The sequence below is a fragment of the Kitasatospora sp. NBC_00039 genome (assembly GCF_045160625.1).
GTDB lineage: Bacteria > Actinomycetota > Actinomycetes > Streptomycetales > Streptomycetaceae > Kitasatospora.
The window spans coordinates 2,229,093-2,250,926 of record NZ_CP108289.1; the positions used below are offsets into that span (position 1 = coordinate 2,229,093).

A 21,834-nucleotide genomic window follows, 5' to 3' on the forward strand; every position below is an offset into this window, starting at 1 on the left:
CGCGGCGCCACGACCAGCGGCGATCCGCATCCCGGAACCGTTCCGGATGACGGACGAACGGGTCATCGGCTGTTCACATACCGTCAGTTGATGTTGCCGAAGGGGCACCTGGGGCTGGTAGCGTGCCTTGCAGTCGGCGGCCGTGCTGCACCCCGTCCGGACGGTGACACGGCGTCATATCGTCCGGCACCCCCTCCGGGCACCGCCGGCCGTGGCACCCCCGCTGCCCGGTCGGAGCACACGGGCGATACCGCCGTTCGGCCCAGCAACAAGGAATCAGATGCCAGGCATATCGGCCCCCCGCACGGGCCACCGCGCCGGCCGGTCCGGCTCTCTCCGCGGCTCGCTCCTCGCCCTCGTGCTGGTCCCCTGCCTCGGCCTCGCCGCCGCCTGGGGATACGCCGCCTACCTGCTGCGCAACACCGGCCACCACACAGCCCTGTTGGCCGTCAGCGCCGTCGTCGCCGTCGTCCTGCTCTGGAGCCTGATCAGCGGCGTGCGGCTCGCCGGGACCCTCTCCGCCCGGCTCTCCGGGCTGCGCACCGACACCCTCTCGCTCGCCCAGCACGAGATCCCCGAGGTCGTCGGCCGCCTCCAGGCCGGCGAGTCCGTGCCCGCGCCGCCCGCCTGGGCACCCTCCCGGCGCGCCGGCGACGAGGTCCAGCAGACCGCCGACGGCCTCGCCGCCGTCCGGCAGGCCGCCATCGCCGCCATCGTCCACCAGGCCCAGGGCCGCGAGGGGACGAAGAAGGTCTTCCTCAACATCGCCCGCCGCACCCAGATCCTGATCCACCGACAGATCAGCATGCTGGACGCGCTGGAGCGCGAGCACGAGGACCCCGAACTGCTGCGCGAGCTGTTCGCCGTCGACCACCTGGCCACCCGGATGCGGCGCAACGCCGAGAACCTGGTCATCCTCGGCGGCGCCCTGCCCGCCCGGCGCTGGCGCAACGCCGTGCCCGTGGTCAACGTGCTGCGCAGCGCCGTCTCCGAGACCGAGAACTACGCCCGGGTGGTCGTCCAGGGCGTGCCGCGCACCTCGCTCAGCGGGCAGGCCGTCGCCGACGTCATCCACCTGGTCGCCGAACTGATCGAGAACGGCACCACCTTCTCCCCGCCCTACACCCAGGTGCAGGTCTCCGCGCAGGAGGTCCCCAAGGGTCTCGTCGTCGAGGTCGAGGACCGCGGCCTCGGCATGAGCGGGGACGAGTACGAGCGGCTCAACGACTACCTCGCCAACCCGCCCGAGCTGGACGTCTCCGCGCTCGGCGACGACCTGCGGCTCGGCCTCTTCGTGGTGGCCCGGCTGGCCGCCCGGCACGACATCCAGGTGACCCTGCGCCCCTCCCCGTACGGCGGGACGCGGGCCGTGGTGCTGGTGCCGGCGCCGTTGCTGGAGCAGGCGGAGCAGGTCGCCGACGTGCCCGGCCTGCCGGCCGGCGCCCGGGTGACCCGGACGCCGGTGCCGGAGCAGACCCTCGACGGCGGGCCGGGCGAGACCGACGAGGAGCTGTCGGGGGCACTCTCCGGGGTGCTGAGCGGGCTGCTGGGCGGTGCTCCCTCGGCCACCGGGCCGGCCGCGGGCGCGGAGAGCACGGACGCCGGGCTCCCGGGGAACCCCATGGACCCCGTCGGCCCCATGGACCCCGTCGGCTTCGGTGCCCCCGGGAACCCCGGGGGCCGGCACGACAGCGGTGTGATCATCGGCGAACTGCTCGCCCAGTACGGCGACGGCGCCGCGCGGGGCGAGGGCGAACCCGCGGGCGGCGGCCTTCCGGTGGGCGCTCAGATCCCCGGGCTGCCCGGCGCCGTGGTCGTCCCCCGGCCCGCGCCGCCCCGGCCGTACGACGACCAGGCGGGCGGACCGCCGGCCACGGGCGCCGCGGCGGGTGCTCCCGGCGGCGGCCTCGCCGACGGGCTGTGGGCCGGCCCGGCGGGAAACCCCCCGGCCGACCCCGCCGCGCCCATCCACGAACGTGCTCAGGAGGCCCCCTTGGAGCACAACCCGGACGGCGAGCTGCGCACCCCGCGCGTCCTGCCGCAGCGGGTTCGCAACGCCAGCCTCGCCGAGCAGTTGCGCGAGGCCCACGCCCCCGGCTCCGCGCTCCGGCCGCCGGCCGCCTTCCCGGGCACGCCCATGGGCGCGCCGCTGGGTGCGCCGCTGGGTGCGCCGATGGGTGCGCCGGCCCGGATGCCGGCGGGTGGTCCTGGAGGTGCGCCTGGCCTCCCGGCGGCCGGTCCGGCGGGCTCCCCCGCCCCGGGCACCGCCGACGACACCGCGCCCCAGCGCTCCCGCACCACCATGGCCGCCATCCAGCGCGGCACCCGGACCGCCCGCGCGGCCGCCCCCGAGTCGGACGCACCGGCCGCGCCCCCCGCACCGGCCGCACCTTCCGCAGCTAAGGAACAGCAGTCATGACGCAGCACACCGACACCCAGCGCGACCTCAACTGGCTGCTGGACCAGCTGGTGGCGCGGGTCCCGGAGACCCGGCACGCCATCGTCCTCTCCGAGGACGGCCTGCTGGTCGGTCTCTCCCGAGGCCTGGACCGCGCCGACGCCGAGCACCTCTCGGCCGTCGCCTCCGGCTTGCAGAGCCTCGCCCGCGGCGCCGGCCACCGCTTCAACGGCGGCCGGGTCCGGCAGACGGTGATCGAGATGGACCAGCTGTTCCTGTTCGTCACCACCGCCGGCCAGGGTGCCCGGCTCGCCGTGCTGACCAGCGAGATGGTCGACGCCGGCCTGATGGCGTACGAGATCAACATGCTGGTCAAGCAGGTCGGCCAGTACCTCACCGCGGCGCCGCGCAGCGACGCCGGCCAGGCCGGCGTGGGCGGCGGTGCGTGACCGCCGACGCCGAGGAGGCCTGGTTCTTCGACAAGGACGCCGGGCATCTCGTCCGCCCCTACGCCATCACCAACGGGCGCACCGGCCCGGCCCGTGACAACTTCGCGCTGATCACCCTGGTGGTCACCGCCGACCCGCGAACCGACACCACCCGGCTCGCCCCCGAACCGGCCGCGATCATCGACCTGTGCCGCGAACGCCCGCTGGCCGTGGCCGAGATCGCGGCCGGCCTCGACCTGCCGGTGAGCGTGGTGAAGGTGCTGCTGGACGACCTCGCCGAGGCCCGGCTGATCCTCACCCGTGCGCCCGTCCAACTCGCCGAGGCGCCGGACATCTCGCTGATCCAGGCCGTGATCGAGGGCGTCCGCCGGCTCTGACCGGCGGGGGCCTCCGCTTGCGTCCACGCTTCCAGTTCCCTCCAGGAGACCCGAATTGACGACCCAGAGCCTGGTGCCGGGCGCGGTCAAGATCCTCGTCGCCGGCGGCTTCGGCGTCGGCAAGACCACCATGGTCGGCTCGGTCAGCGAGATCGAGCCGCTGCAGACCGAGGAGCGGATGACCCGCGCCAGCATCGGGGTCGACAGCCTCGACGGTGTCCAGGACAAGTCCACCACCACCGTCGCGATGGACTTCGGCCGGATCACCGTCCACGACGAGTTGGTGCTCTACCTCTTCGGCACGCCCGGCCAGTTCCGCTTCTGGTTCATGTGGGACGACCTGGCGCTGGGTGCGCTCGGCGCGATCGTGCTGGCCGACACCCGGCGGCTGGAGTCCAGCTTCGCCGCGGTGGACTTCTTCGAGCAGCGCGGCATCCCGTTCGCGATCGGTGTCAACTGCTTCCACGGCCGGCGCGACAGCAGCCCCGAGGACGTCCGGCGCGCCCTCGACCTGGATCCCGGCGTCCCGGTCGTGCTCTGCGACGTCCGCGAGCGCGCCTCCAGCAAGGAGCTGCTGCTCGCCCTCCTGGACCGCGTCCACCGGGACGCCCTCGCCTCGCGGCGTTGAGGGCGGTCTGGGCGGTCCGTCGCGAGGTCGCCTGACCCCGGCGCCTCGGGTGCCGGGGTCGAGCGCCGGGTGCCAGGCGGCGTGTTCCAGATGCCGGGTGCCTGCGTCAGGCGGTGGCCGGGGCGCCCGGGGTGAGCTCCAGCTCGTCCAACGCGTGCACCAGCGGGGCCAGCTCCGGAATCTCGGTGGCCTTCGCCAGCGTCGCCTCCAGGGTGGCGTCGTGCACCGGGCGCGCGGCCTGGAGCAGTTGGCGGCCCTGCGGGGTCAGCTCGGTGTAGATGCCGCGCCGGTCGTCCGCGCACAGGTAGCGGCCGAGCAGGCCGCGGTCCTCCAGCCTGGTCACCAGCCGGGTGGTCGCGCTGCTGCTCAGCGCCGCCGCGCGAGCCAGCTGCTGCATCCGCATGTGCCAGCCGTCCTGCCGGGAGAGCGCGTCCAGCACGGTGAACTCGACCACCGACAGCTGGTGCTCGGCCTGCAGCGCCTTCTCCAGCGCCGCGTCGATGAGCCCGTGCAGCGCGGCGAGCGTGCGCCACCCGCAGGCGCGGATCTCGGCGGCATCGTCGTGGATACCCATGGCTCGCCCTTCTCTTCCCGGTCCCGTCACTGGTGCCGGCCCCGGTACCGTGTCCGGCCCGGGTCGATGGTGTGACGACCGGTCGAACGTCTCCCGTCCACCCAGTATGCCATTCGGCGCGGTTTACCTGCCTGTGCAAGTACTTCCCTGGGCCGCCGACGTGACCGCCTCCCCCTGCGGAGCCCAGCCGACCGCGCAGAGCGCCGAGGCGAGCTCCTCGGCGTAACACGCCGCTGCCAGCCACGCGGAGGTGAACGCCGCGTGGTCGTCCGCCACCACCCGGCCGAACACGTCCCGCGGGTGGTCCCCCGCCGCCGCCCGGAGCCCGCCCAGCAGCGCCGCCCCCGTGGCCAGGCCCGCCGACGCCAGCTGCGCGGCGTCGGCGGCCGGCGTCGTCGCACCGAGCGCGAGCGCGTGCCGGCCGCCGGTCACGGCCTGCTCGACCCGGCGGGTGAGCAGGTGCACAGGGGCGTGGGGGGTGTCGGGGGCGCCGGCGGCCTCCGGGATCGCTGCCGGCGCGGGGATTGCCGGGTCGCGGAGGGGCGTGGGGAGGGTGAGGTCGGCGGTCTGCAACCGCTCCAGGCCCAGGTTGACCCGTCCCGCCCGGTCGGCGGGCAGGGACAGCAACGGGACGCCCGCCAGGTCGTGCGACTCCGGCTCCGGTCCTGGCCGCGGCCCCGGCTCTGATCCCGGCCCCGGCTCGCTCGGGGCCGGACCGGCGGCGAGCAGGCGCAGCTCCGGGCGGGCGGCCCGTTCCAGCCGGCCGATCACCCGCAGTCTCAGCCCCGGCGCGGTGGCGAGCAGCGCCAGGTTGCCCCGGTACGCCAGGCCCGGGTGCTCGTGCGGTGCGCACAGCGCGACGACCAGGCCGCCGCAGTCGGCGAGCAGCCGCGGCACCCCGGTCGGCCCGTACGGGGCGGTACCGAGCAACGTGACGTCCAGGAACAGCAGGTCGCTCCCGGCCGGCCGGCTCTCGTACGGCAACGCCGCCGCCGAGAGGGCGCGCTCCACCTGCGCGGCCGGCGGCTCGGCCCAGAGTGCGGCGACCGGCTCCGCCGTCCACGCCGCGCCCGCCGCGCGGACCGCCTTCACCGAGGCCCCCGCGCCGAGCCGCCCGGTGGCTGACCTCGTCGCCCCCTGGACGGCCAGCCCGGCACGGCTGAACTCGCGGTGGCTGAGCAGCGCGTCGCCCAGCCGGACCGCGCGGTTCCCGGCGCCGACGGCCTGCGGGGCCGCGGCCGTCGCATCGGCGTGCGGCATGACCTCCGCGACGGTGCTCAGCCGCCCGGTGGCGTCCACCGCCCAGGTGAGCACGCCCACGTGGGTGGCCGTCAGCACCGGCTCGGCGAACAGCCCGTACAGCCGCAGCCCGCCCGCCTCCCCGTAGGCCTGCCGGGCGGTGCCGCGCAGCTCGGCGGTGCCGACACCGCCACCGGGGTGGCCGCTCGCCAGGGCCGCGGCCGGTTCGAGCAGCTCGCGCACGGCTGTGACGAGGTCGGCGAGCCGGTGGTCCGGCTCGCCCGAGCGTGCCGCGCGGACCCGCGTCACCACGGCGACCGCCGCCGCGGCCGGCCGGTGGAGCCCCGCCAGCCGGGCCCGGTGCCCCGCCCGGAGCAGCTCCGCCTGCAGGACGGCCCCCGCCCCGCCCACCCCGGCCGCGAGGACGGCGGAGGCGGCCCGGTGCAGGTGACGGGCGGCCGCCTGCTCGGCCGCGGTCAGCGGCGTCTCCGACCCGGCTCCGGGGGCCGCGGCCCCCGTGCCGTCCGCCGCCGGAGTGTCGGCGGCCGGGGTGCCGGCGGCCCGGGTGTGGGCCGCCCCGGTGTCCGCTGCGGCGTCGGGCCCCTGATCGTCGTCCGCGAGACGGCAGAGCGAGACCGCGGCCGCCCGGTGCACGCAGGCGGGCGCCAGCAGGCAGCCGCAGCGCACGCCGGACCGGCCGACGACCACCCCGCCGGGCGCGTGCAGGACCAGCTCCGTCTCCTCGTCCACCGCGACCCGCCAGTCGTCGCCGGACCGCTGCACCGGGCACGCCGCCAGCTTGGCGGCCGCGCCGTCCAACCTCTTCTGCAGCCGCGCCGACAGCCCGGCCACCACCTCGGCGACCACCTCCGGCCGGACCGCCGGCCAGCGCGCGCCGGCTTCCATCGGTACCGTCATCGGACCTTCTCCCCCACCCAACGGGCCAGTTCGAGCGGGCTGAGCGCCGCCACCGGCATCCCGGCCGCGACCAACTGGCCCGCGACCGCCTTCGAGTACCGCGCCTTCCCGGTGTCGTCCAGCGCGGCGCAGCCGAGCAGCAGGCAGCCGGAGTCGACCAGCGCCCGGGTCTGCGCCAGCAACCCGCCGATCGGACCGCCCTCCTCGAAGTCGCTGACCACCGCGACCAGCGTGCGGGAGGGCACCGTCGCCAGCTCACGCGCGTACTTCAACCCGGCCGCGATGTGCGTGCCGCCGCCGATCCGGACCTCCAGGAGCAGACCGAGCGGATCCTCCACGCGCTCGGTCAGGTCGACGACCTCGGTGGAGAACGCGACGAAGTGGGTGCTGAGCGCCGGCACCCCGGCCAGGATCGAGGCGGTCAGCGCCGCCCACACCGTGGACGACTCCATCGACCCGGAGACGTCGACGACCAGGATCAGCCGCCAGTCCGCCGCCCTGCGGGCCCTGGTCCGGAAGACGGGCCGCTCGGGGACGATCACCGTGCCGGCGTCCGCCTCCCCCGGCCGCGCCGGGCGGGCGGTGGCGAGGTTGGCCCGGATCGTGCGGTCCAGGTCCAGGCCGCCACCCGGCCGGCGGCTGGGCCTCGGCACGCTGATCCCGGTCAGCGCCGGGCGCAGCCTCGTCGCCAGCTCCCGCGTCAGCTCGTCGACCAGCCGCCGCACCAGCGGCCGCAGGCCGGCGATCCGCGCCTCGGGGAGCCCGCCGGCGTGCTCCAGCACGGTGCGGAGCAGCTCGACGGAGGGACGGACGGCGCCCGGGTCGAGCGCCTCCAGGGCATCCGTGCGGCCCTGCGCCGCGGCCGCGGCCAGCACCTCCTCCCGGATGCCCGGACCGAACAGCGCGGCCAACTCCTCGCCCCACTCCCGCACGCCCGGATACGGCGCCTCCCGGCCGCCCCGGTTGCCGCCGGCACCGCCCCGCCCGTCCAGGCCGGGCCCGGATCCCTCGCCGCGCCCGGTGCCGTAGAGCTCGTCGAGGGCGGTGGCCAGCCGGGCGGACCGTCCGCCGAAGCCCCCGCTGCCCGGCCGCCCGAGCAGCAGCCGCCACCGCTCGGCGGGGGCGAGGGCGTGGGTGGCGGGGGCGGTCGGGGCGAGGGCGTGGGTGGCGGGGGCGGTCGGGGCGAGGGCGGTCGAGGCGAGGGCGGTGGGTGCGTTGGCGGTGGGTACGTTGGCGGTGGTGGGGGTGGGTGCGGTGGCCGGCGCCGGGTGGCCCGGCGGCCCGGCGAACGCCTCCGGGAGCAAGCCGCGCCGGCCCAGGGCGGCACGGGCCGCCAGGTCGGCGCGGGCCCAGCCGGCGAGCAGGGCGGGCGCGACGGTGTCGGGCAGGGCGCGCAGGCGGGTGCCGAGCCGCTCCTCGACCAACGTCAGCAGCCGGCCGCGGGCGGCCGGGCTGAGGGTGTCGAAGCCACCGCGCAGGGCGGGCAGCCGGTCCAGGAACCCGGTGTCGGACAACGTGGCGACCCGCTCCAGCACCGGCTCCAGCACCTCGGGCGCCGTGTCGAAGAGCCCCTCGGCCGCCGTCAGCAGCCCGACCAGCGAACGCCCGAGAGTGTGCCGGCTGTCGGGCCCGGTGGCACCGTCGACCCACGAGGCCGCCCGCCCGCCGAACGCCGCCGGGCCGTCCTGCCCGAGCAGCACCCGCACCGCACCCGCCGCGCCGCGGACCAACGGGCTGCCCTCTTCGGCGAGTTCGGCCAGCGCGTGGCCGAGCCGCAGCCCACCCGACCGGTCCGCCCGGCGCGCCAGCTCCACCAGCGCGCGGGCATCGGCCGGGTCGTCGGAGCCGGCCAGCCCGTCCAGCTGCCGCACCGCCGCGGTGGTCAGCAGCTCCCCTGCGGAGGCCAGAACTTCGGCGCCCTCGCCATGCCGGAAGGCGGCCGGGGCCGCGGAAGCCGCGGGAGCGGCGGGAGCGGCCGGAGCGGCGGGAGCGGCGGGAGCGGCGGGAGCGGCGAACGCACCGGTCTGCGCGGCCTCTTCGCCGTCCGACGGATCAGCGGCGAGGCCGGGGATGTGGCCGGCGGCAAGGCGGTCCAGGAGGGCGAGGGCGTCGAGGAGTTCGGGGAGGGTCGCGGTCCCGGGCAGGACGCTGGTGAGCTGGGTGAGACGGGTGCCGGCCAGCGCGGGGAGGCCGCAGGCGGCGGCCTCGGCGAGGCCGGTCAGGACTTCGCGGGCGGTCGGGCCGTCGGCCTCCTCCTCGCGGCGCAGCCGGTCCCGCAGGGTGCCTTCGGCGGCCTGGGCCGGGGTGACGCCGCGGGTGCCGGCGACGGTGAGCATCGCCGCGGTGGCCGGGGTCCACCGGACGCGCCAGCGGGTGCCCAGGGTCTCGGTGCCGCCGGCGCCGGTGGTGGTGACCGGTTCTGCGTACGGGACGGCGCAGGCGGCGAGGCGGTGGAGGAGCAGCTCGCGGCGGCGGTCGAGGCGTGAGCGCAGCGGGTCGAGGCGGAGTTCGCGCGGGCCCGCCTCGGCGGTGTCGCCGGGGCCGGGGAGGCCGAGTCCGGCGAGGAGTGACTCCACGGCGGGGGCGAGGCCGCTGCGGGGGGCGTCGGGGGCTGCGCGGCCGGTGCGGGTGCCCACCAGGACGCGCTCCAGGGCGCGGGCGACCGCGCGGCCGCGCCCGAGCGGCTCGCCCTGGGCGAGGACGGTCTGCACGGCTTCGACGAGTTCGCCGCGGCCGGGGGCGGCGAGGCCGCGCAGCCGGGCGAGGTCGCCGGCGAGGCGGACGATCTCGCGGGCGTCGGCGGGGCCGGAGGGGTGGTCCTGGGTGCGCAGGGCCTCGCAGATCCGGACGGCGGTGTGGGTGAGCGCGTCGGCGAGGCGGGCCGGGTCCCCGCCGGCGTCGAGGACGGTGTGCTGCCACTCGGGGTCGCGGATGCCGGCCGGGTAGCCGGAGCGGGCGTCGAGCAGGGGGTAGGTGTAGGGGATCAGCGAGACGACGTGGCCGCCGTCCGGCACGGGTGGCGCGCCGGCCTCCGTGCCGTCCGGCGGGTCGAGCAGCGCGGGCGCGTGGAACGCTCCGACCACGGCGGCGACGCGGCGCCCGCCGGCTGTGGCGTCCTGGATGCGCGCCCGCATCCAGGCCTCGCGCCTCAGGTCGTACGGGTCCACGCCGGTGCTGTCGGCGGCGTCGCGGCGCAGGGCCCAGCCGACCAGCAGGGCGGCGCGACGGACGGCCTCCGGGGTGGAGCCGGGGGCGGCGGTCTCGACCAGGCGGTCCCAGAGGTCCTCGTCGTCGTCGCGCCCGGTGAGCCGGTGGCGCAGCGCGTCGGCGACCCCGGGGCGGGCGCCCGCACCCGGCCCGGCCGTCGAGCGGTCGGCCGGGCCGGAGCCGCCCTGGCCCCGGTGGGCGAGCGGCAGGTCGCAGGCGACCACCGCCACGCCGTTGCGCCTGGCCCACCGCAGCGCGGCCAGCTCCGGGGAGAAGTCGGCGAACGGGTAGAAGGCGAGCCCGGACGCACCGTCACCCGCTCCCTCACCGGCGCCGCTCCCGGCCGCCGCCGGGGCGGCGGCGAGGGCGACCGGCGCCCGGGTGGACTCGTCGGCCAGCCACCCCAGCCAGGGCTGGAACTCGGCGGGCAGCTCGACCAGCACCACCTCGGGCCGGGCGGCGTCGAGCAGCGCGGGTACGACCGCGCTGAGCGAGGGCGCGTGGTGCCGGACCCCGATCAGGTACGGCCCGGGTGCGCCGGCGCCCGAGGCGGCCAGCCGTGCCGCCTCCGCCTCCACCACCGCGCGCGGGTCCGCCGGTGCCCGGCGGGGGTCGTCGAGGTCCGCCCCGAGGGCCCGGACCGCGCTGCTCGTCGTCATCGCCTCACGCCTCCAGTGCCGAGCGAAGGTCCCAGAGGGTACGCCAGGTGCCGGCGCCCCGTTCGGCGCGGCGGCGGACCGGGCCGTCCCAGTAGCCGAGCAGGCGGGCGGCGTCCGTCGGGTCGTCCTTGCGGACGACGCCGATCAGCTGGCCGGGCAGCCGTCCGAGCAGGTCGCCGCCGTCGGGCAGGTAGGCGGCGGAGACGCCGAGGGCGGTGGCCACCGAGACGGCCTCGGCGGTGCTCATCACGGTGGACGGGCGTTCGACGTCCCAGCCCTCGGTGGAGCGGCCGGTGCGCAGGTCCCGGAAGGCGGTGACGAGCGCCTCCAGCACGGCGTCGTCCACCGCGTACGGGGCACCGGCGCGGGCGACGGCGGCGGTGGACTGGCGGCGGACCAGCTCCACCTCGGCGGCGAGGCTGCCGATGGGGCCGACCGTCTCGAAGTTGAACCGCCGCTTGAGGGCGGCTGACATCTCGCTGACGCCCTTGTCCCGCAGGTTGGCGGTGGCGATCAGGGTGAAGCCGGCCGCGGCGTGCAGCTGGCCGTCCGGGCTGCCGGCCAGCTCGGGGACGGCGATGCGCCGTTCGGAGAGCAGCGAGACCAGGGCGTCCTGGACCTCGGGCAGGCAGCGGGTGACCTCCTCGACCCGGGCGACCGCGCCGGTGGTCATCGCGGTGAGCACCGGCGAGGGCACCAGGGCCTCCCGGCTGGGGCCCTTCGCGAGCAGCAGGGCGTAGTTCCACCCGTACTTGAGCTGGTCCTCGGTGGTGCCGGCGGTGCCCTGGACGGTGAGCGCGCTGGTGCCGCAGACGGCGGCGGCGAGCAGCTCCGAGAGCATCGACTTGGCGGTGCCGGGCTCGCCGACGAGCAGCAGTCCGCGCTCGCCGGCGAGGGTGACGACGCAGCGCTCGACCAACGCCCGCTCGCCGACGAACTTCTGCTCGATGACGATGCTCTTCCGCCCGGCCTTGAGCTTCTCGCCGTCGCTGCCCATCACGAAGGTGACGACGGCGCGCGGGGTGAGCCGCCAGCCCGGCGGGCGGGGGCCGGAGTCGTGTGCGGCCAGGAACTCCAGTTCGGCGGCGTACTTCTCCTCCGGCGGGACGATCTGCCGCGTCCCGACCGCCGTCGCGGCAGCGGGAGCCGTCGCGGTCCCGGGAGCGGTCCCGGGCCCGGTCGCGCTCGGTGTCTCGGTGGTCGTGCTCATCGGCGGGCCTTCCTGCGGTTGCTGGTCCGGAGCTCTTCGTAGCCGGGGGTGTCCCCGTCGCCGATCCGCCGCCAGGCCCGGGCGAACAGCTCCGGGACGGACAGGTGCGGCAGGACGGCGCGGTGGGTGGGCAGTTCGTACAGGCCGGCCTTCCAGGTCTCGGCGGGCAGGCCGGGGGCCTTGGCCTCCTGCCAGCCGCCGGGCAGGAAGAGGCTGCGGCCGGCCCGGGCCCGCTTGGCCTCCAGCACCAGGCCGGTGGCGGCGAGTTCGGCGCGCGCCCGCCTGAGCCGGGCGGGCTTCCAGCCGGTCCAGCGGGCGACGTTGCGGTCGGTCGGGTCGGGCAGGGCGAGCAGTTGGAGGTAGAGCGCGGCGGCGTCCTCGCCCAGGCCGTGCGCCTTGGCCGCCTCGGCGACCAGGTCGGGCGCGCTGAGCTGCGGGTCCTGCGCCCAGCCGGTCACCGCCCCGCCCTCGGGCCCGGACTCCGGCGGCGCCACCAGGCGCTCCAGCTCGCCGCTCAGGATCACCTGAAGGGCGCGCCGCTCGACGCCGAACCAGTAGCTGTCGGAGAGCCCGTCGAGCAGCTCCAGCAGCGGGTCTCCGGCACCGGCGAGCCCGGCGGGGCGCAGCCAGATGTGTTCGTCGCCGGCGTGGCCGGGGGCCAGGACGAGCGCCTCGCCGCAGCGGACCAGGCCGTCGGCGTCGCCGCCGCCCTCGGCCGGCAGGCCGAACCGGGTGCGCAGGATGGTGGCCGGCTTCTGGTCCTTGACGGTGCGCTGGAGGTCGTAGTCCAGCAGCAGGCCGGGGTCGGCGAGCCTGGCACGCAGTGCGGCGACGGCCTGCGGCAGCAGCGGGCGCAGCGGGCTGTCGGCGGGCAGGTGGTAGGCCAGCCAGCGGAGCGCGTCGACGGTGCCGCTGAGCGTGTTGCTCCCGGGCAGGGCGGCGGCGTCGTCGGGGCGGAGGCGGACGTCGCCGGCCTCGTCGGCGCGCACCCGGAAGCCGGTGGTACGGCTGAGCCAGGGCGTCCGGGCGGGGTTGAGCACCGCCTCGATGTGGCCGATGGCGGCGCCGCTGACGGTGGCCTGGGCCTCCTCGGGCAGGGTGACGAGCGTGCCGAACCGCTCCGTCCAGCGGGCTGCGCCGGCGAGGGTGTCGGGGCCCTCGGTCCAGAGGCTCTTCGGGTCGGCGGGCAGCAGGGCGGCCCAGACGTCGGCGAGGCCGGTCCGGTCCCGGTCGCGGAGCCAGTCGCGGGCGGCCCTGGCCTCGGTGGACTTGAGGCCGAACTCCTTGAGCCGGTCCGCCGGGAGCACGTTGCCGTACCACTGGAAGAGACCGCTGGTGGGGCTGAGCAGCAGGGTGGCGCGGGTGGTGCCGATGCCCGTCCGCCCGGCGAAGTCGGCGGCGTGGCCGGCCTGGTGGGCGAAGGCGCCGTGCAGGGCGAGCAGGGCGGTGAACCGGGCCGTCCAGTCGGCGGTGAGGGTCTCCGTGGTGGTGCGCTCCTCGACGGTGGCGAAGTGGTCGACGGGGCCGAAGGCGCCGCTCGGGTCGTGGTCGACGGCGAGCCAGTGCACCCGGTCGCCGCGGTGGTGGCGGCAGCCCAGGACGATCACGGTGCGGTCGCCGTGCCGCAGCACCTGGCCGGTGCGCTTCTCGTGCTTGTGGTTATGGCTCGCGCCGTGGAGCGGCTCGGTCAGGGTGATCTCGCGCAGGGTGGCGCCGCGGTCGGCGAGCGGGCCCTTCGTCAACTCGTCGAGCAGCAGCGCGAGAGCGGACCGCTCGGCGCCTCCGGTGAGCGGGGCGGCCGCGGCGTAGGCGAGGGTGCCGAGCCGGCCGAGCAGGTGGAGCCAGCCGTGGTGGTTGTCGTCGCCGTGCAGTTCCACCCGCAGCGGGGTGGACCAGCCCTCGGTGCCCTCCGGCGCCGCGGGCGGGTCGGCGAGGACGGCGGTGACGGTGCGCAGGTTGTTGATGACCCGCCACTGGCCGTCGCTCCCCCAGGACCGGCCGAAGCCGCCGAGGTCGGGGAACACGACGCCGACGGCCTCGCGCAGCTCGTCGTCGCGGCCGTGCTCGGGCCGGTAGGCGGCCGGGCGGGCGGCGCCCGCCTTGGAGCGCGCCTTGGCCTCGGGCTGCGAGACGAACCGGGCGACCCCGTCGAGCAGGTCGGCGGCGGCCCGGGCGAGCCCGGCGACGCCGGCGCGCAGCAGCGGGTGACCGATACCGGGCAGCGCCTCGCCGACGGCCGCGACGGGCACCCTGGCACGGGTCTTCTTGCCGTTGGCGAGCAGGCGCCGCCCGCCCTGGACGGTGAGCCAGCGCTGCTCGTCCGCGGCGACCGGCCGGGTGTCCACCGGCCAGGCGGCGTCGATCAGCCGGGCGGCCTGCTCGTCGGTGACGGCGCGCAGGACGAGCGAGCCCTCCTCGTCGCGCGGCCGCAAGGCGTGCCAGTGGACGAGCGGCGGGACGAGCCCGGTGCCGGCGGCGTCGAGCCCGCCGGCGCGGCAGACGCTCAGGTCGGCGGTGGTGCCGGTGGTTGCGTCCACCCGGGCGCCGTCGGCGTGGGTGCCGTCGGTGCCGGGCAGGGCGAGGGCGAGGGAGCCGCCGCGCCCCTCGACGACCATCGGGCGGGCGCCGCCGGGCAGGGCGAGCCGGCCGACCGGGAAGCGCTGGGGGTGGCTGCCGCCTCCGGACAGGACGAGGGTGGTGCCGTCGGCGGTACCGGTGGTGACGCGGCCCGCTCCGACGCGGACCCAGCTGCCGAGCGCGGCGCCGTCGGTGCCCAGCGGGGTGGCCTCCAACCCGGGCTGCATCGGCAGCAGCCGGGTGCGGTGGACGTCGAGCCGGCCGGCGGCCGCGGTGGCGGCGATCCGGGGCGGCTCGGCGGCGCGGCCGAGGGTGCCGGTGGCCGGGTCCAGCTCGGTGAGGAAGCCGCCGCCCTGGCCGTGGCGGACCGTCCAGTGGCCGGTGCCGTCGCCGATCACCGGGTGCTCGGCGGGCATCCGGGTGTCGCCGGCGTGCAACGGGCGCTCGCCGGTGGTGCGCCCGCCGCCGGGCAGCGGGAGGGACGGGGCTTCGGGCTCCTGATTGCCGCCGTAGTAGCGGACGACGGTCTCGCCGCCGAGGAGGAAGGTCTCGGCGGGGCGGCCGGACCAGTAGGCGTGCTGCTTGCCGTCCCGGTACCAGGCGACCAGCAGTTCGCCGTCGACGTAGCGGAGCCGGGGGCGCTGCCACTGCTCCAGCTTGTCGGGGATGCGCAGGGTGTGCTCCAGCAGGATGCCCTGCGGTCCGGCCACCACGACCTGGTTCTTGCGGGCCAGGACGAGGTGCGGCCAGGCGTCCTCCGCGTACAGGCCCTCGGGGAGGTGGTTGCCGGCCGTACCGCCGGGGGCCTCGCCTCGCTCGACGCCGAGCCTCCCGAGCGCCTCTTCGAGGGCGGGCCAGCCGAGTTCGTCGAAGATGCCGGCCCGCAGGGTGCGGGCGAGCAGGCCGGCGACGTCGAGACCGGCGATCCGCTCGGCGGCGGCCGGGTTCTCGGCGCGGATGGCGCGGCGGCTGCTCCGCAGCTCACGCAGCAGGTCCGCGGCGCTCGCCAGGCCGCGGGCGGCGAGGAGTTCGTCGGCGCGTGCGTCGGACCACTCGACGAACAGCTCGCGCAGCACCGGGAGGGCGGGCACCTGCTTCGCCACCGCGGCGTCCCAGACCCCGGGGACGGCGGCACGCAGCGCGGGCCGGAACCGGGGGTCGGCGGCGAGCGCGGCGAGCGTACGGCTGCCGGGGCCGGACTGGGCGACCCAGGCGCCCAGGTCGAGGGCGAAGCCGTCGGCGGGGTCGGCGACCGGGACGCCCTCGGCGAGCAGCAGGTCGAGGACCTCGATCAGGGTGGTGCTCCGGCGGCCGCCGAGGAGGTCGACCGGCACACCGTCAGTGCGCAGCCGCCCGGCCATCCGCCCGGCGAGGGCGACGGTCTCGGTGCTGAGGCCACGGCTGCGCCAGCCCCGGCCGATGTGGCCCAGCCAGCGCTGCAGCCAGGCGGCGGCCGGCTCGACGGGCCCGGCGCCCTCCACCGGCCCGGTGCGCGGCCCGGTGAGCTGCTGCTCGGCGCCGCTCTCGGCGAGGACGGCGAGCCAGGAGGCGTCCTGGGCGTTCTGGTCTCCGGAGCCCGCCGGGTCGGGCAGCAGCTCCAGCAGGCGGGCGCGGACCGTCCCGTCACTGCGGCCGAGGTCGACGACGGCGCCGTGCCAGGACTTCCAGAAGGCGCCGGGCGCCCGGTTGACGGCGGGTGAGGCGAGCAGCTCGGCGAGGAGGGCCCGCTCGTGCTCGGTGCGGTCCAGCCCGGCGGCCCGGATCAGGGCGCGGGCGTCCTCGGCCACGCCGGCGTACGGGGCCATGCCGGCCGCCGAGCGCTCGGTGCAGAGCTGGCGGAACCGCTGCCAGGCGGTCAGCGGGTCGAGCCGGCCGCTCAGCTCCCTGACGTACTGCCGCAGCGCCTTGACGGTGAGTGCGCCGGCCAGCGCGAACTCCAGGAAGACGGCGCGCAGCCGCTCCTCGTCCACGGTGAGGCTGTGGGTGCGCTCGGCCTCGCGGGCCTTGCCGAAGAAGGTGCCGGCGTAGGTCTGGTTGCCGTGGTCGAGGAAGATCCGGCCGACCTCCTCGCAGTAGGTGGGCAGGAAGTGCGGCACCGCGCGGCCGAGGCGCACGGCGAGCGCCTCGAAGCCGTCCTTGGCATGCCCGGGCTTGGACCTGGCCTGGCGGGCGAGCCGCTCCATCTCCTTGACCAGGGCGAGCGCGTGGTGTCCGTTGGCCGGGTCGTGGACCAGCGCCCAGGCCGGGAAGCCCAGCGCCTCCTGGCGGACCTGGCCGACCTCGGCCGGCTCCTGCGCGGGCTTGAGGCCGAGGAAGTCGACCGCGAGGTCCTCGGCGGGGCCGAGCGCTCCGGGCACCAGCCGGACGACGCGGCGGCCGTCGAGCGCCGGGTGGGCGTAGCTGCGGGCGGTGAGCACGTCGGCGGGGCTGTCGGGCTGCCCGGCGCCGGGCAGCGCTCCGGCCGGGAGCACCGCGCCGGCGTCCAGCAGGCGCTCGTTCAGTGCGGTGGCGTCCGTGCGGTCGGCGTCCGTGCGGTCGGCGTCCGTGCGGTCGGTGTCCGTGTGACCGGTGTTCATCTGGCTGGTGCTCATACGGCTTCCTCCCCTTCGATCGTGCGGCCGGCGTGCAGCGCGGCGGCCATCCGCATGCCCTCGGACCAGGCGACCGGCCCGACCCGGGCGAGCGGCAGGACCTTGCCGTCCGGGCCCGTCCAGCTGAGTGCGCCGGTCTCGCACTCGTCGTAGTCGTAGAAGTCCCCGACCCAGACGCGGGCCTCCAGTGCGGCGCCGCCCTCGACGACCGGCAGGACGGCGTGGCCGCCGCGCACCCGGTAGCCGAGCCGGGCGCAGCGGCCGAGCAGCTCGCGCAGCTCCTTGTAGCGGCCGCCGGCGTAGGTGGTGACCTCGGTACCGGGCGCGTCGGCACCGGCCGGGCGGTGCCAGACCTCCCGGTACAGCTGCTGGACGTGCTGGGCGACGCCGAGTTCGACGGCGAACTCGCGCAGGTCGTCCAGGTCGTCCAGGAGGACGGGGTGGGGTATCCGGATCTCACCGTCGGTGAGACGCACCGTGTCCCCGTCGAGGTCGACCAGGCCGAGCCCTCGCTCGGCGTCGGCGCCGCGCAGGAACCCGGCGACCGAACCGTCAGCCCCGGTGACCACCAGGTCACGCAGGACCTCCTGCCAGGCCTCGTCGGCCCAGACGGCGGTGACCACGGCGGCGGGCACCGGCAGCGAGCGCACCATCCACCGCTCGACGTCGTCCAGGCAGCGGCGCCGGTGCGCGGCCAGCCACTCGGTGAGCTGCCTGAGCCCGGTGACCACCGGATCGTCGTTCAGCTTCGGCGGGACGGCCTTCAGCCGACGGCCCGCCGCGTTGCGGCAGATCACCTTGCCCTCCTCGTCGAGCGCGACTTCGTAGCCGCCCGCTCCCGCTTCCACCCACGCCACGGCCGCTCTCCTCCCAGCTGGTCAGTGATGGGAGGAACGTAACGGGACACACTGACAACGCCTCCGCCGCCGCTTCGCCGAGGTCATCGGCGGTACGGCGACGGGGGTGCGGCGGGGTGCGGCGGCGGCGCGTTGCCGCTCAGACCTGCGGCAGACCGACCGGGACCGGAACCGGGTCGCCACCCACCGGCAGGGGCCCGGCGGCGGCCGGCGTCCGGAAGCCCCGGAAGATCAGCCGGAAGGCCAGCGCCAGTTCCCAGGCGAACACCGGGACGGCGGCCAGCTTTCCCCACGCCGAGAGCTGCCCGTAGAGGCCGAGCAGCACGGCGATCGCCGAGGCGAAGATCAACGGTCCGCCGACCAGGCCCAGGACGGCGATGAACCGCGGCACGAGGCCCGACCGGTACAGCAGATGCGCCACCAGCACGGTGTTGGCACCCAGCACGAAGTTCGGCCCGAGCAGGAACGTCCAGTCGTGGACCGCGAGCAGCGCCCTGCCGACGGTGCGCGCCGCGGCCGGATCCGTTCCCGCCTCCTGATTCTGACGGAGCGTCACCATCGCGAGGAGGCTGACGATGCCGACGGCGATGACGGCAGCCTCCAGGGTGCGCAGGCCGAGATAGCCGAACGCGGCGCCTTCGCCGTACCGCCGGACGACGGGGAACAGCGCGATCGCGGTGCCGACGACGGCCAGGGCGAGCACCACCTCGAAGAGCGCCCCCAGCAGCACCCGGCCGTCCGGGCCGGGGCCCACGACGAAGTCGGGGTTGCCGAGCACCGGGCCGTAGAGGGCCAGCCCGCCGATCGAGGCGACGTGGGTGACCAGGTAACACACGCCCGCCGCTGTCGCGAGCCTTCTCGAGGGGATCACCGGAACTCCTTCACTGGCACGGCCGGCCGCACCCGGCACCAGAGGTGTACGGCGTACACCTTCGTCGATGACGCTAGGGTGTACCGCGTACACCTGTCAAGGAAGAATCAGCCCGGACCGGGCGGACTCCGGGACGAACGGAGTCCGGCCGGCGGAGTCCGGGCCGAGCCCGAGGAGAGGCGGTCAGGAGATGCCCCAGCAGACGAACGCCACCGCGCGCCGGACCAACTTGAACCGGGACCGGGTGCTGCGCGCCGCCGTCGCACGTGCCGACCGGTCGGGCATCGAGGCGCTGAGCATGCGCAGCCTCGCCCAGGAGCTGGGCGTCGTGCCGATGGCGCTCTACAAGCACGTGGCGAACAAGGAGGAACTCCTCGACGGCATGGTCGACGCCGTCATCGCGGAGATCGGGGAGATCGGGGAGGAGGGCGAGGCGAGGGCCGACTCGCCGGCCGACGCGTCCGCAGGCGACGCCGCCTGGAAGGGCGCCGCCCGCCGGCACGTCCTCGCGGCCCGGCATGCGCTGCTTCGTCACCCGTGGGCCGCGCGCGTCATCGAATCGCGCACCGGCCCCACCCCCGGCATCCTCGGCTACCTCGACTCCCTGATCGGAACGCTCCTGGCCGGCGGCCTCTCGGCGGACCTCACCCACCACGCGATGCACGCCCTGGGCAGCCGCGCGTGGGGATTCACGCAGGAGCTACTGCCCACCGCGCCCAGCCCCGACCCGCAGGTCCAGGCGGCCGCCCTGCGCGAGCTGGCCGTCCGGTTCCCCCACATCGCCGAGATCGCCACCGTCCGGCCCCACGACGACGGCACCGTGGTGGGCCAGGGCTGCGACGACCAGTTCGAGTTCGAGTTCGCACTCGATCTCCTGCTGGACGGCTTCGAACGGCTCCACCGGCAGGGCTGGTCCTCCGCCGGCCGCGCGTGAAACCGGCCCCGTCCGGCACCGGTCCGGCCTGAGCCCTGCCCCCGGCGAACCCCGCCCCGCCCGGAGGCCGGCTCGCCCGGAAGCGCTATCTCCGGGAGATCGCCAGCCGCAGGAGGCGGTCGTCCCCCGGCTTGGGCTCGCCGCTCCCGTCGGTGTTGTCGGTGAGCACCAGCAGCGTGCCGTCCCGGTCCGCGACGACCGTGCGCAGGCGGCCGTAGGCGCCGTCGAAGAACTCCTGGGGGGCAGACGCGAGATGCTCGCCGTCGAGCGGGACGCGCCAGAGCCGGGTGCCGCGCAGCGCGGCCATCCAGACGGCCCCCTGCGCATAGGCGATGCCGCTCGGGGAGGCCTCGGAGGTGCGCCACTCGGCCACCGGGTCGGTGAACTCGGGGCGGCCGCCCACGCCTTCGACGACCGGCCAGCCGTAGTTGCCGCCGGCGCGGATCAGATTCAGCTCGTCCCAGTTGTCCTGGCCGAACTCCGAGGCCCAGAGCCGGCCCTGGGGATCCCAGGTGAGCCCCTGCACGTTGCGGTGGCCGTAGGAGTAGACGGGCGACCCGGGGAAGGGGTTACCGGGGGCGGGGGTGCCGTCGGGGGCCAGCCGGAGGATCTTGCCACCGAGCGAGCCCTTGTCCTGGGAGAGCGCGCTGTTGCTGCTGTCACCGGTGCCCGCGTAGAGCAGCCCGTCCGGACCGAACGCGATCCGGCCGCCGTTGTGCCGGTGGCCGCGCGGAATACCCGTCAGGAGGACGGACACGTCACCCAGCTGCTGCCCGGCGGGCCGCGTCGGGTCGTACGGGAAGCGGACGATCCGGTTGTCGTCGGCGGTACTGACGTACGCGTAGACCAGGTGGTCGGTGGCGTAGCCGGGCGACAGCGCCAGGCCGAGCAGGCCGCCCTCGCCACCGGGGACCACCCCGGGGACGGTGCCGGTCTCGGTCTTGCCGCCGCCCTTCGCGGCGATGCGGAGAATCTTCGCGGTGTCCCGTTCGGAGACCAGGAAGTCCCCGTCGGGCAGGACCACCAGGCCCCAGGGCGATGCCAGTCCGTCGGTGACCGTCGCCCGGACCGCCACCGGCGGGGTGGATGCCGGCGAGGCGGGGGACGCCAGGGTGGGGGTGCCCGAGGGCACCTCGGACGCGCCCGGGGTGGGCACCGTGGAGTTCGCGGCCCTGGAAGCCACGGAGGAGCAGCCGCCGGCCGCACCGGACCCGAACAGCACGGTCAGCAGGGCGACCACAGACCGACGGCGCATGGACGTCTCCTCCAGAGAGCCAGGTGCGGCTGCCGCGCGGCTGACACGGCCGCGACCAGCTCACCACACCGGCCGCCCCGCAGCCCTCGGTACGCGCCGCGCCGGCGCAACCGACCGGCTGCCGGTCGGAACCGGGCCTCCGAAGCAGGCCCCTGAGCAGGACCCACCGCCGTCGGCGAAACCGGCACCGGGCCCGGAACGACGACGTGCGAGACTCCCGTCGTCCGCCCGACCGGCGGGCCGGGCGACGGGACGGGCCCGAGGGCGTGCCCTGGACAGAAGGCGGGCTCCGAGGAGACAAGTGGAACAGCGGGTGCACATACACAAGGTCAGGCTGGGCGCCGAGGAGGTCCGGGTGGTCCGGTCGGCCCCGGCGCCGGCGCGGCTGGCGCTGCGCGACGACGGCCACTGGCTGTCGATGTACGCCGACCGGGACGGCGCCGCCCGGCTCGCCGCCCTGTGGGCGCTGGCCGCCCGCTCCGCGCGGTCGCTGGTCTACCTGCCGATCCGGGCCAACGTCGCCCCCGCCGGCGTCGTCAGCGACGGCGAACCGGTCGCGCTGGACCTGGTGCTGGCCCATCACAGCCTGCAGTTCCCGGCCGCGTCGTGGAAGCAGGTCCGGGCCCGACTCGGCGCCGGCGAACCGCGCACCGCCGCCACCCCGGACCATGACTTCCCCGACGAGAGCGCCATCGACCACCAGCGGTGGAACTACCGGACGTACCGTGACCACCTCGGTTTCGACATCGCCGCCCACACCCTCTTCGTCGTGGGCAGCTCCAGGGCTTTCCGCGAACACGGCACCTCGCTCCGCGGGCTCGTCGACCAGGCCCCGTCACAGCTGCACCGCTCCCCGGACGCCGGGCACTTCTGCGTCGAACTCAGCGCCGGCCCCTGGGCACGGGCGCGGACCCGTCGGCACGTACCCGCCCACCTGCACATCGAGTACTGCAACGCGTGGTGACCGTGGCGGCCCTTCCGGTGTGCCCGGCCGAGGGGCCGCCGGCGCCCCTGGCGCTCCACGACCGGGGGTGCCGCCCCCTCGTGGAACACCGGGCGGACAGCCCGGCGGCGGCCGCGGGCACCGGTC

The 21,834-nt window shown here is 76.4% G+C and carries 14 protein-coding genes; 6 read left to right on the forward strand and 8 right to left on the reverse strand.

Going from position 1 to position 21,834, the window contains the following annotated elements; translation table 11 throughout:
* Positions 1-280 precede the first annotated feature (280 nt).
* The 4 genes from OG286_RS10040 to OG286_RS10055 are packed head-to-tail and all read left to right on the forward strand — an operon-like array spanning position 281 to position 3,852.
* Positions 281-2,419 carry an ATP-binding protein gene (locus OG286_RS10040; protein ID WP_405365077.1) on the forward strand — a complete coding sequence of 713 codons (2,139 nt, stop codon included), beginning with the start codon at positions 281-283 and terminating at the stop codon, positions 2,417-2,419.
* Positions 2,416-2,847: a roadblock/LC7 domain-containing protein gene (locus tag OG286_RS10045; protein WP_405362185.1), complete on the forward strand. Its 432-nt coding sequence runs from the start codon at positions 2,416-2,418 to the stop codon at positions 2,845-2,847. The genes OG286_RS10040 and OG286_RS10045 overlap by 4 nt, the downstream gene beginning before the upstream one ends.
* The gene (locus OG286_RS10050; protein ID WP_396319755.1) at positions 2,844-3,224 is read left to right on the forward strand and encodes a DUF742 domain-containing protein; all 381 of its coding nucleotides are present in this window, start codon (positions 2,844-2,846) and stop codon (positions 3,222-3,224) included. The genes OG286_RS10045 and OG286_RS10050 overlap by 4 nt, the downstream gene beginning before the upstream one ends.
* Positions 3,225-3,279: 55 nt before the next feature.
* Positions 3,280-3,852: a GTP-binding protein gene (locus OG286_RS10055; protein ID WP_396319754.1), complete on the forward strand. Its 573-nt coding sequence runs from the start codon at positions 3,280-3,282 to the stop codon at positions 3,850-3,852.
* A gap of 106 nt (positions 3,853-3,958) precedes the next feature.
* Here the strand turns inward: OG286_RS10055 and OG286_RS10060 are convergent, their stop codons facing one another.
* The 7 genes from OG286_RS10060 to OG286_RS10090 form a co-directional block, all read right to left on the reverse strand.
* Positions 3,959-4,426: a MarR family winged helix-turn-helix transcriptional regulator gene (locus OG286_RS10060; protein WP_405362182.1), complete on the reverse strand. Its 468-nt coding sequence runs from the start codon at positions 4,424-4,426 to the stop codon at positions 3,959-3,961.
* 123 nt (positions 4,427-4,549) lie between these two features.
* Positions 4,550-6,583, reverse strand: a complete 2,034-nt coding sequence (locus OG286_RS10065) for a hypothetical protein (protein ID WP_405362180.1) — start codon at positions 6,581-6,583, stop codon at positions 4,550-4,552.
* On the reverse strand, positions 6,580-10,449 hold the full coding sequence (locus OG286_RS10070) for a DUF5682 family protein (protein ID WP_405362178.1): 3,870 nt from the start codon (positions 10,447-10,449) through the stop codon (positions 6,580-6,582). Before OG286_RS10070 ends, OG286_RS10065 begins: the two co-directional genes overlap by 4 nt.
* 4 nt (positions 10,450-10,453) lie before the next feature.
* Positions 10,454-11,659 (reverse strand): AAA family ATPase, encoded by a 1,206-nt coding sequence (locus OG286_RS10075; RefSeq protein ID WP_396319750.1) that lies wholly within the window; start codon positions 11,657-11,659, stop codon positions 10,454-10,456.
* Entirely contained in the window at positions 11,656-16,827 is a 5,172-nt protein-coding gene (locus tag OG286_RS10080) for a hypothetical protein (RefSeq protein WP_405362176.1), read from the reverse strand. Before OG286_RS10080 ends, OG286_RS10075 begins: the two co-directional genes overlap by 4 nt.
* Positions 16,824-17,684, reverse strand: coding sequence for a DUF4132 domain-containing protein (locus OG286_RS10085; protein WP_396319748.1), 861 nt, complete (start codon positions 17,682-17,684; stop codon positions 16,824-16,826). The genes OG286_RS10080 and OG286_RS10085 overlap by 4 nt, the downstream gene beginning before the upstream one ends.
* Positions 17,685-17,823: 139 nt before the next feature.
* Positions 17,824-18,555, reverse strand: coding sequence for a DUF4386 domain-containing protein (locus OG286_RS10090; protein ID WP_405362174.1), 732 nt, complete (start codon positions 18,553-18,555; stop codon positions 17,824-17,826).
* 190 nt (positions 18,556-18,745) lie between these two features.
* Between OG286_RS10090 and OG286_RS10095 the strand changes: the two genes are divergently transcribed.
* Complete coding sequence (locus OG286_RS10095; RefSeq protein WP_396319746.1) at positions 18,746-19,489, forward strand: TetR/AcrR family transcriptional regulator; 744 nt, start codon at positions 18,746-18,748, stop codon at positions 19,487-19,489.
* 85 nt (positions 19,490-19,574) lie between these two features.
* On the opposite strand, the gene OG286_RS10100 is transcribed toward OG286_RS10095, so the two are convergent.
* Positions 19,575-20,744, reverse strand: a complete 1,170-nt coding sequence (locus tag OG286_RS10100; RefSeq protein ID WP_405362171.1) for a PQQ-dependent sugar dehydrogenase — start codon at positions 20,742-20,744, stop codon at positions 19,575-19,577.
* Between the two features lie 313 nt (positions 20,745-21,057).
* On the opposite strand from OG286_RS10100, the gene OG286_RS10105 reads away from it, so the two are divergent.
* Positions 21,058-21,708 carry a hypothetical protein gene (locus tag OG286_RS10105; protein WP_396319744.1) on the forward strand — a complete coding sequence of 217 codons (651 nt, stop codon included), beginning with the start codon at positions 21,058-21,060 and terminating at the stop codon, positions 21,706-21,708.
* Positions 21,709-21,834 lie beyond the last annotated feature (126 nt).

What these genes read in the sequence shown, in the direction of transcription:
- OG286_RS10040 (WP_405365077.1), top strand. Translation starts at nt 281, where the DNA reads ATGCCAGGCATATCGGCCCCCCGCACGGGCCACCGCGCCGGCCGGTCC.
- OG286_RS10045 (WP_405362185.1), top strand. Translation starts at nt 2,416, where the DNA reads ATGACGCAGCACACCGACACCCAGCGCGACCTCAACTGGCTGCTGGAC.
- OG286_RS10060 (WP_405362182.1), bottom strand. Translation starts at nt 4,426, where the DNA reads ATGGGTATCCACGACGATGCCGCCGAGATCCGCGCCTGCGGGTGGCGC.
- OG286_RS10065 (WP_405362180.1), bottom strand. Translation starts at nt 6,583, where the DNA reads ATGACGGTACCGATGGAAGCCGGCGCGCGCTGGCCGGCGGTCCGGCCG.
- OG286_RS10070 (WP_405362178.1), bottom strand. Translation starts at nt 10,449, where the DNA reads ATGACGACGAGCAGCGCGGTCCGGGCCCTCGGGGCGGACCTCGACGAC.
- OG286_RS10075 (WP_396319750.1), bottom strand. Translation starts at nt 11,659, where the DNA reads ATGAGCACGACCACCGAGACACCGAGCGCGACCGGGCCCGGGACCGCT.
- OG286_RS10080 (WP_405362176.1), bottom strand. Translation starts at nt 16,827, where the DNA reads ATGAGCACCAGCCAGATGAACACCGGTCACACGGACACCGACCGCACG.
- OG286_RS10095 (WP_396319746.1), top strand. Translation starts at nt 18,746, where the DNA reads ATGCCCCAGCAGACGAACGCCACCGCGCGCCGGACCAACTTGAACCGG.
- OG286_RS10100 (WP_405362171.1), bottom strand. Translation starts at nt 20,744, where the DNA reads ATGCGCCGTCGGTCTGTGGTCGCCCTGCTGACCGTGCTGTTCGGGTCC.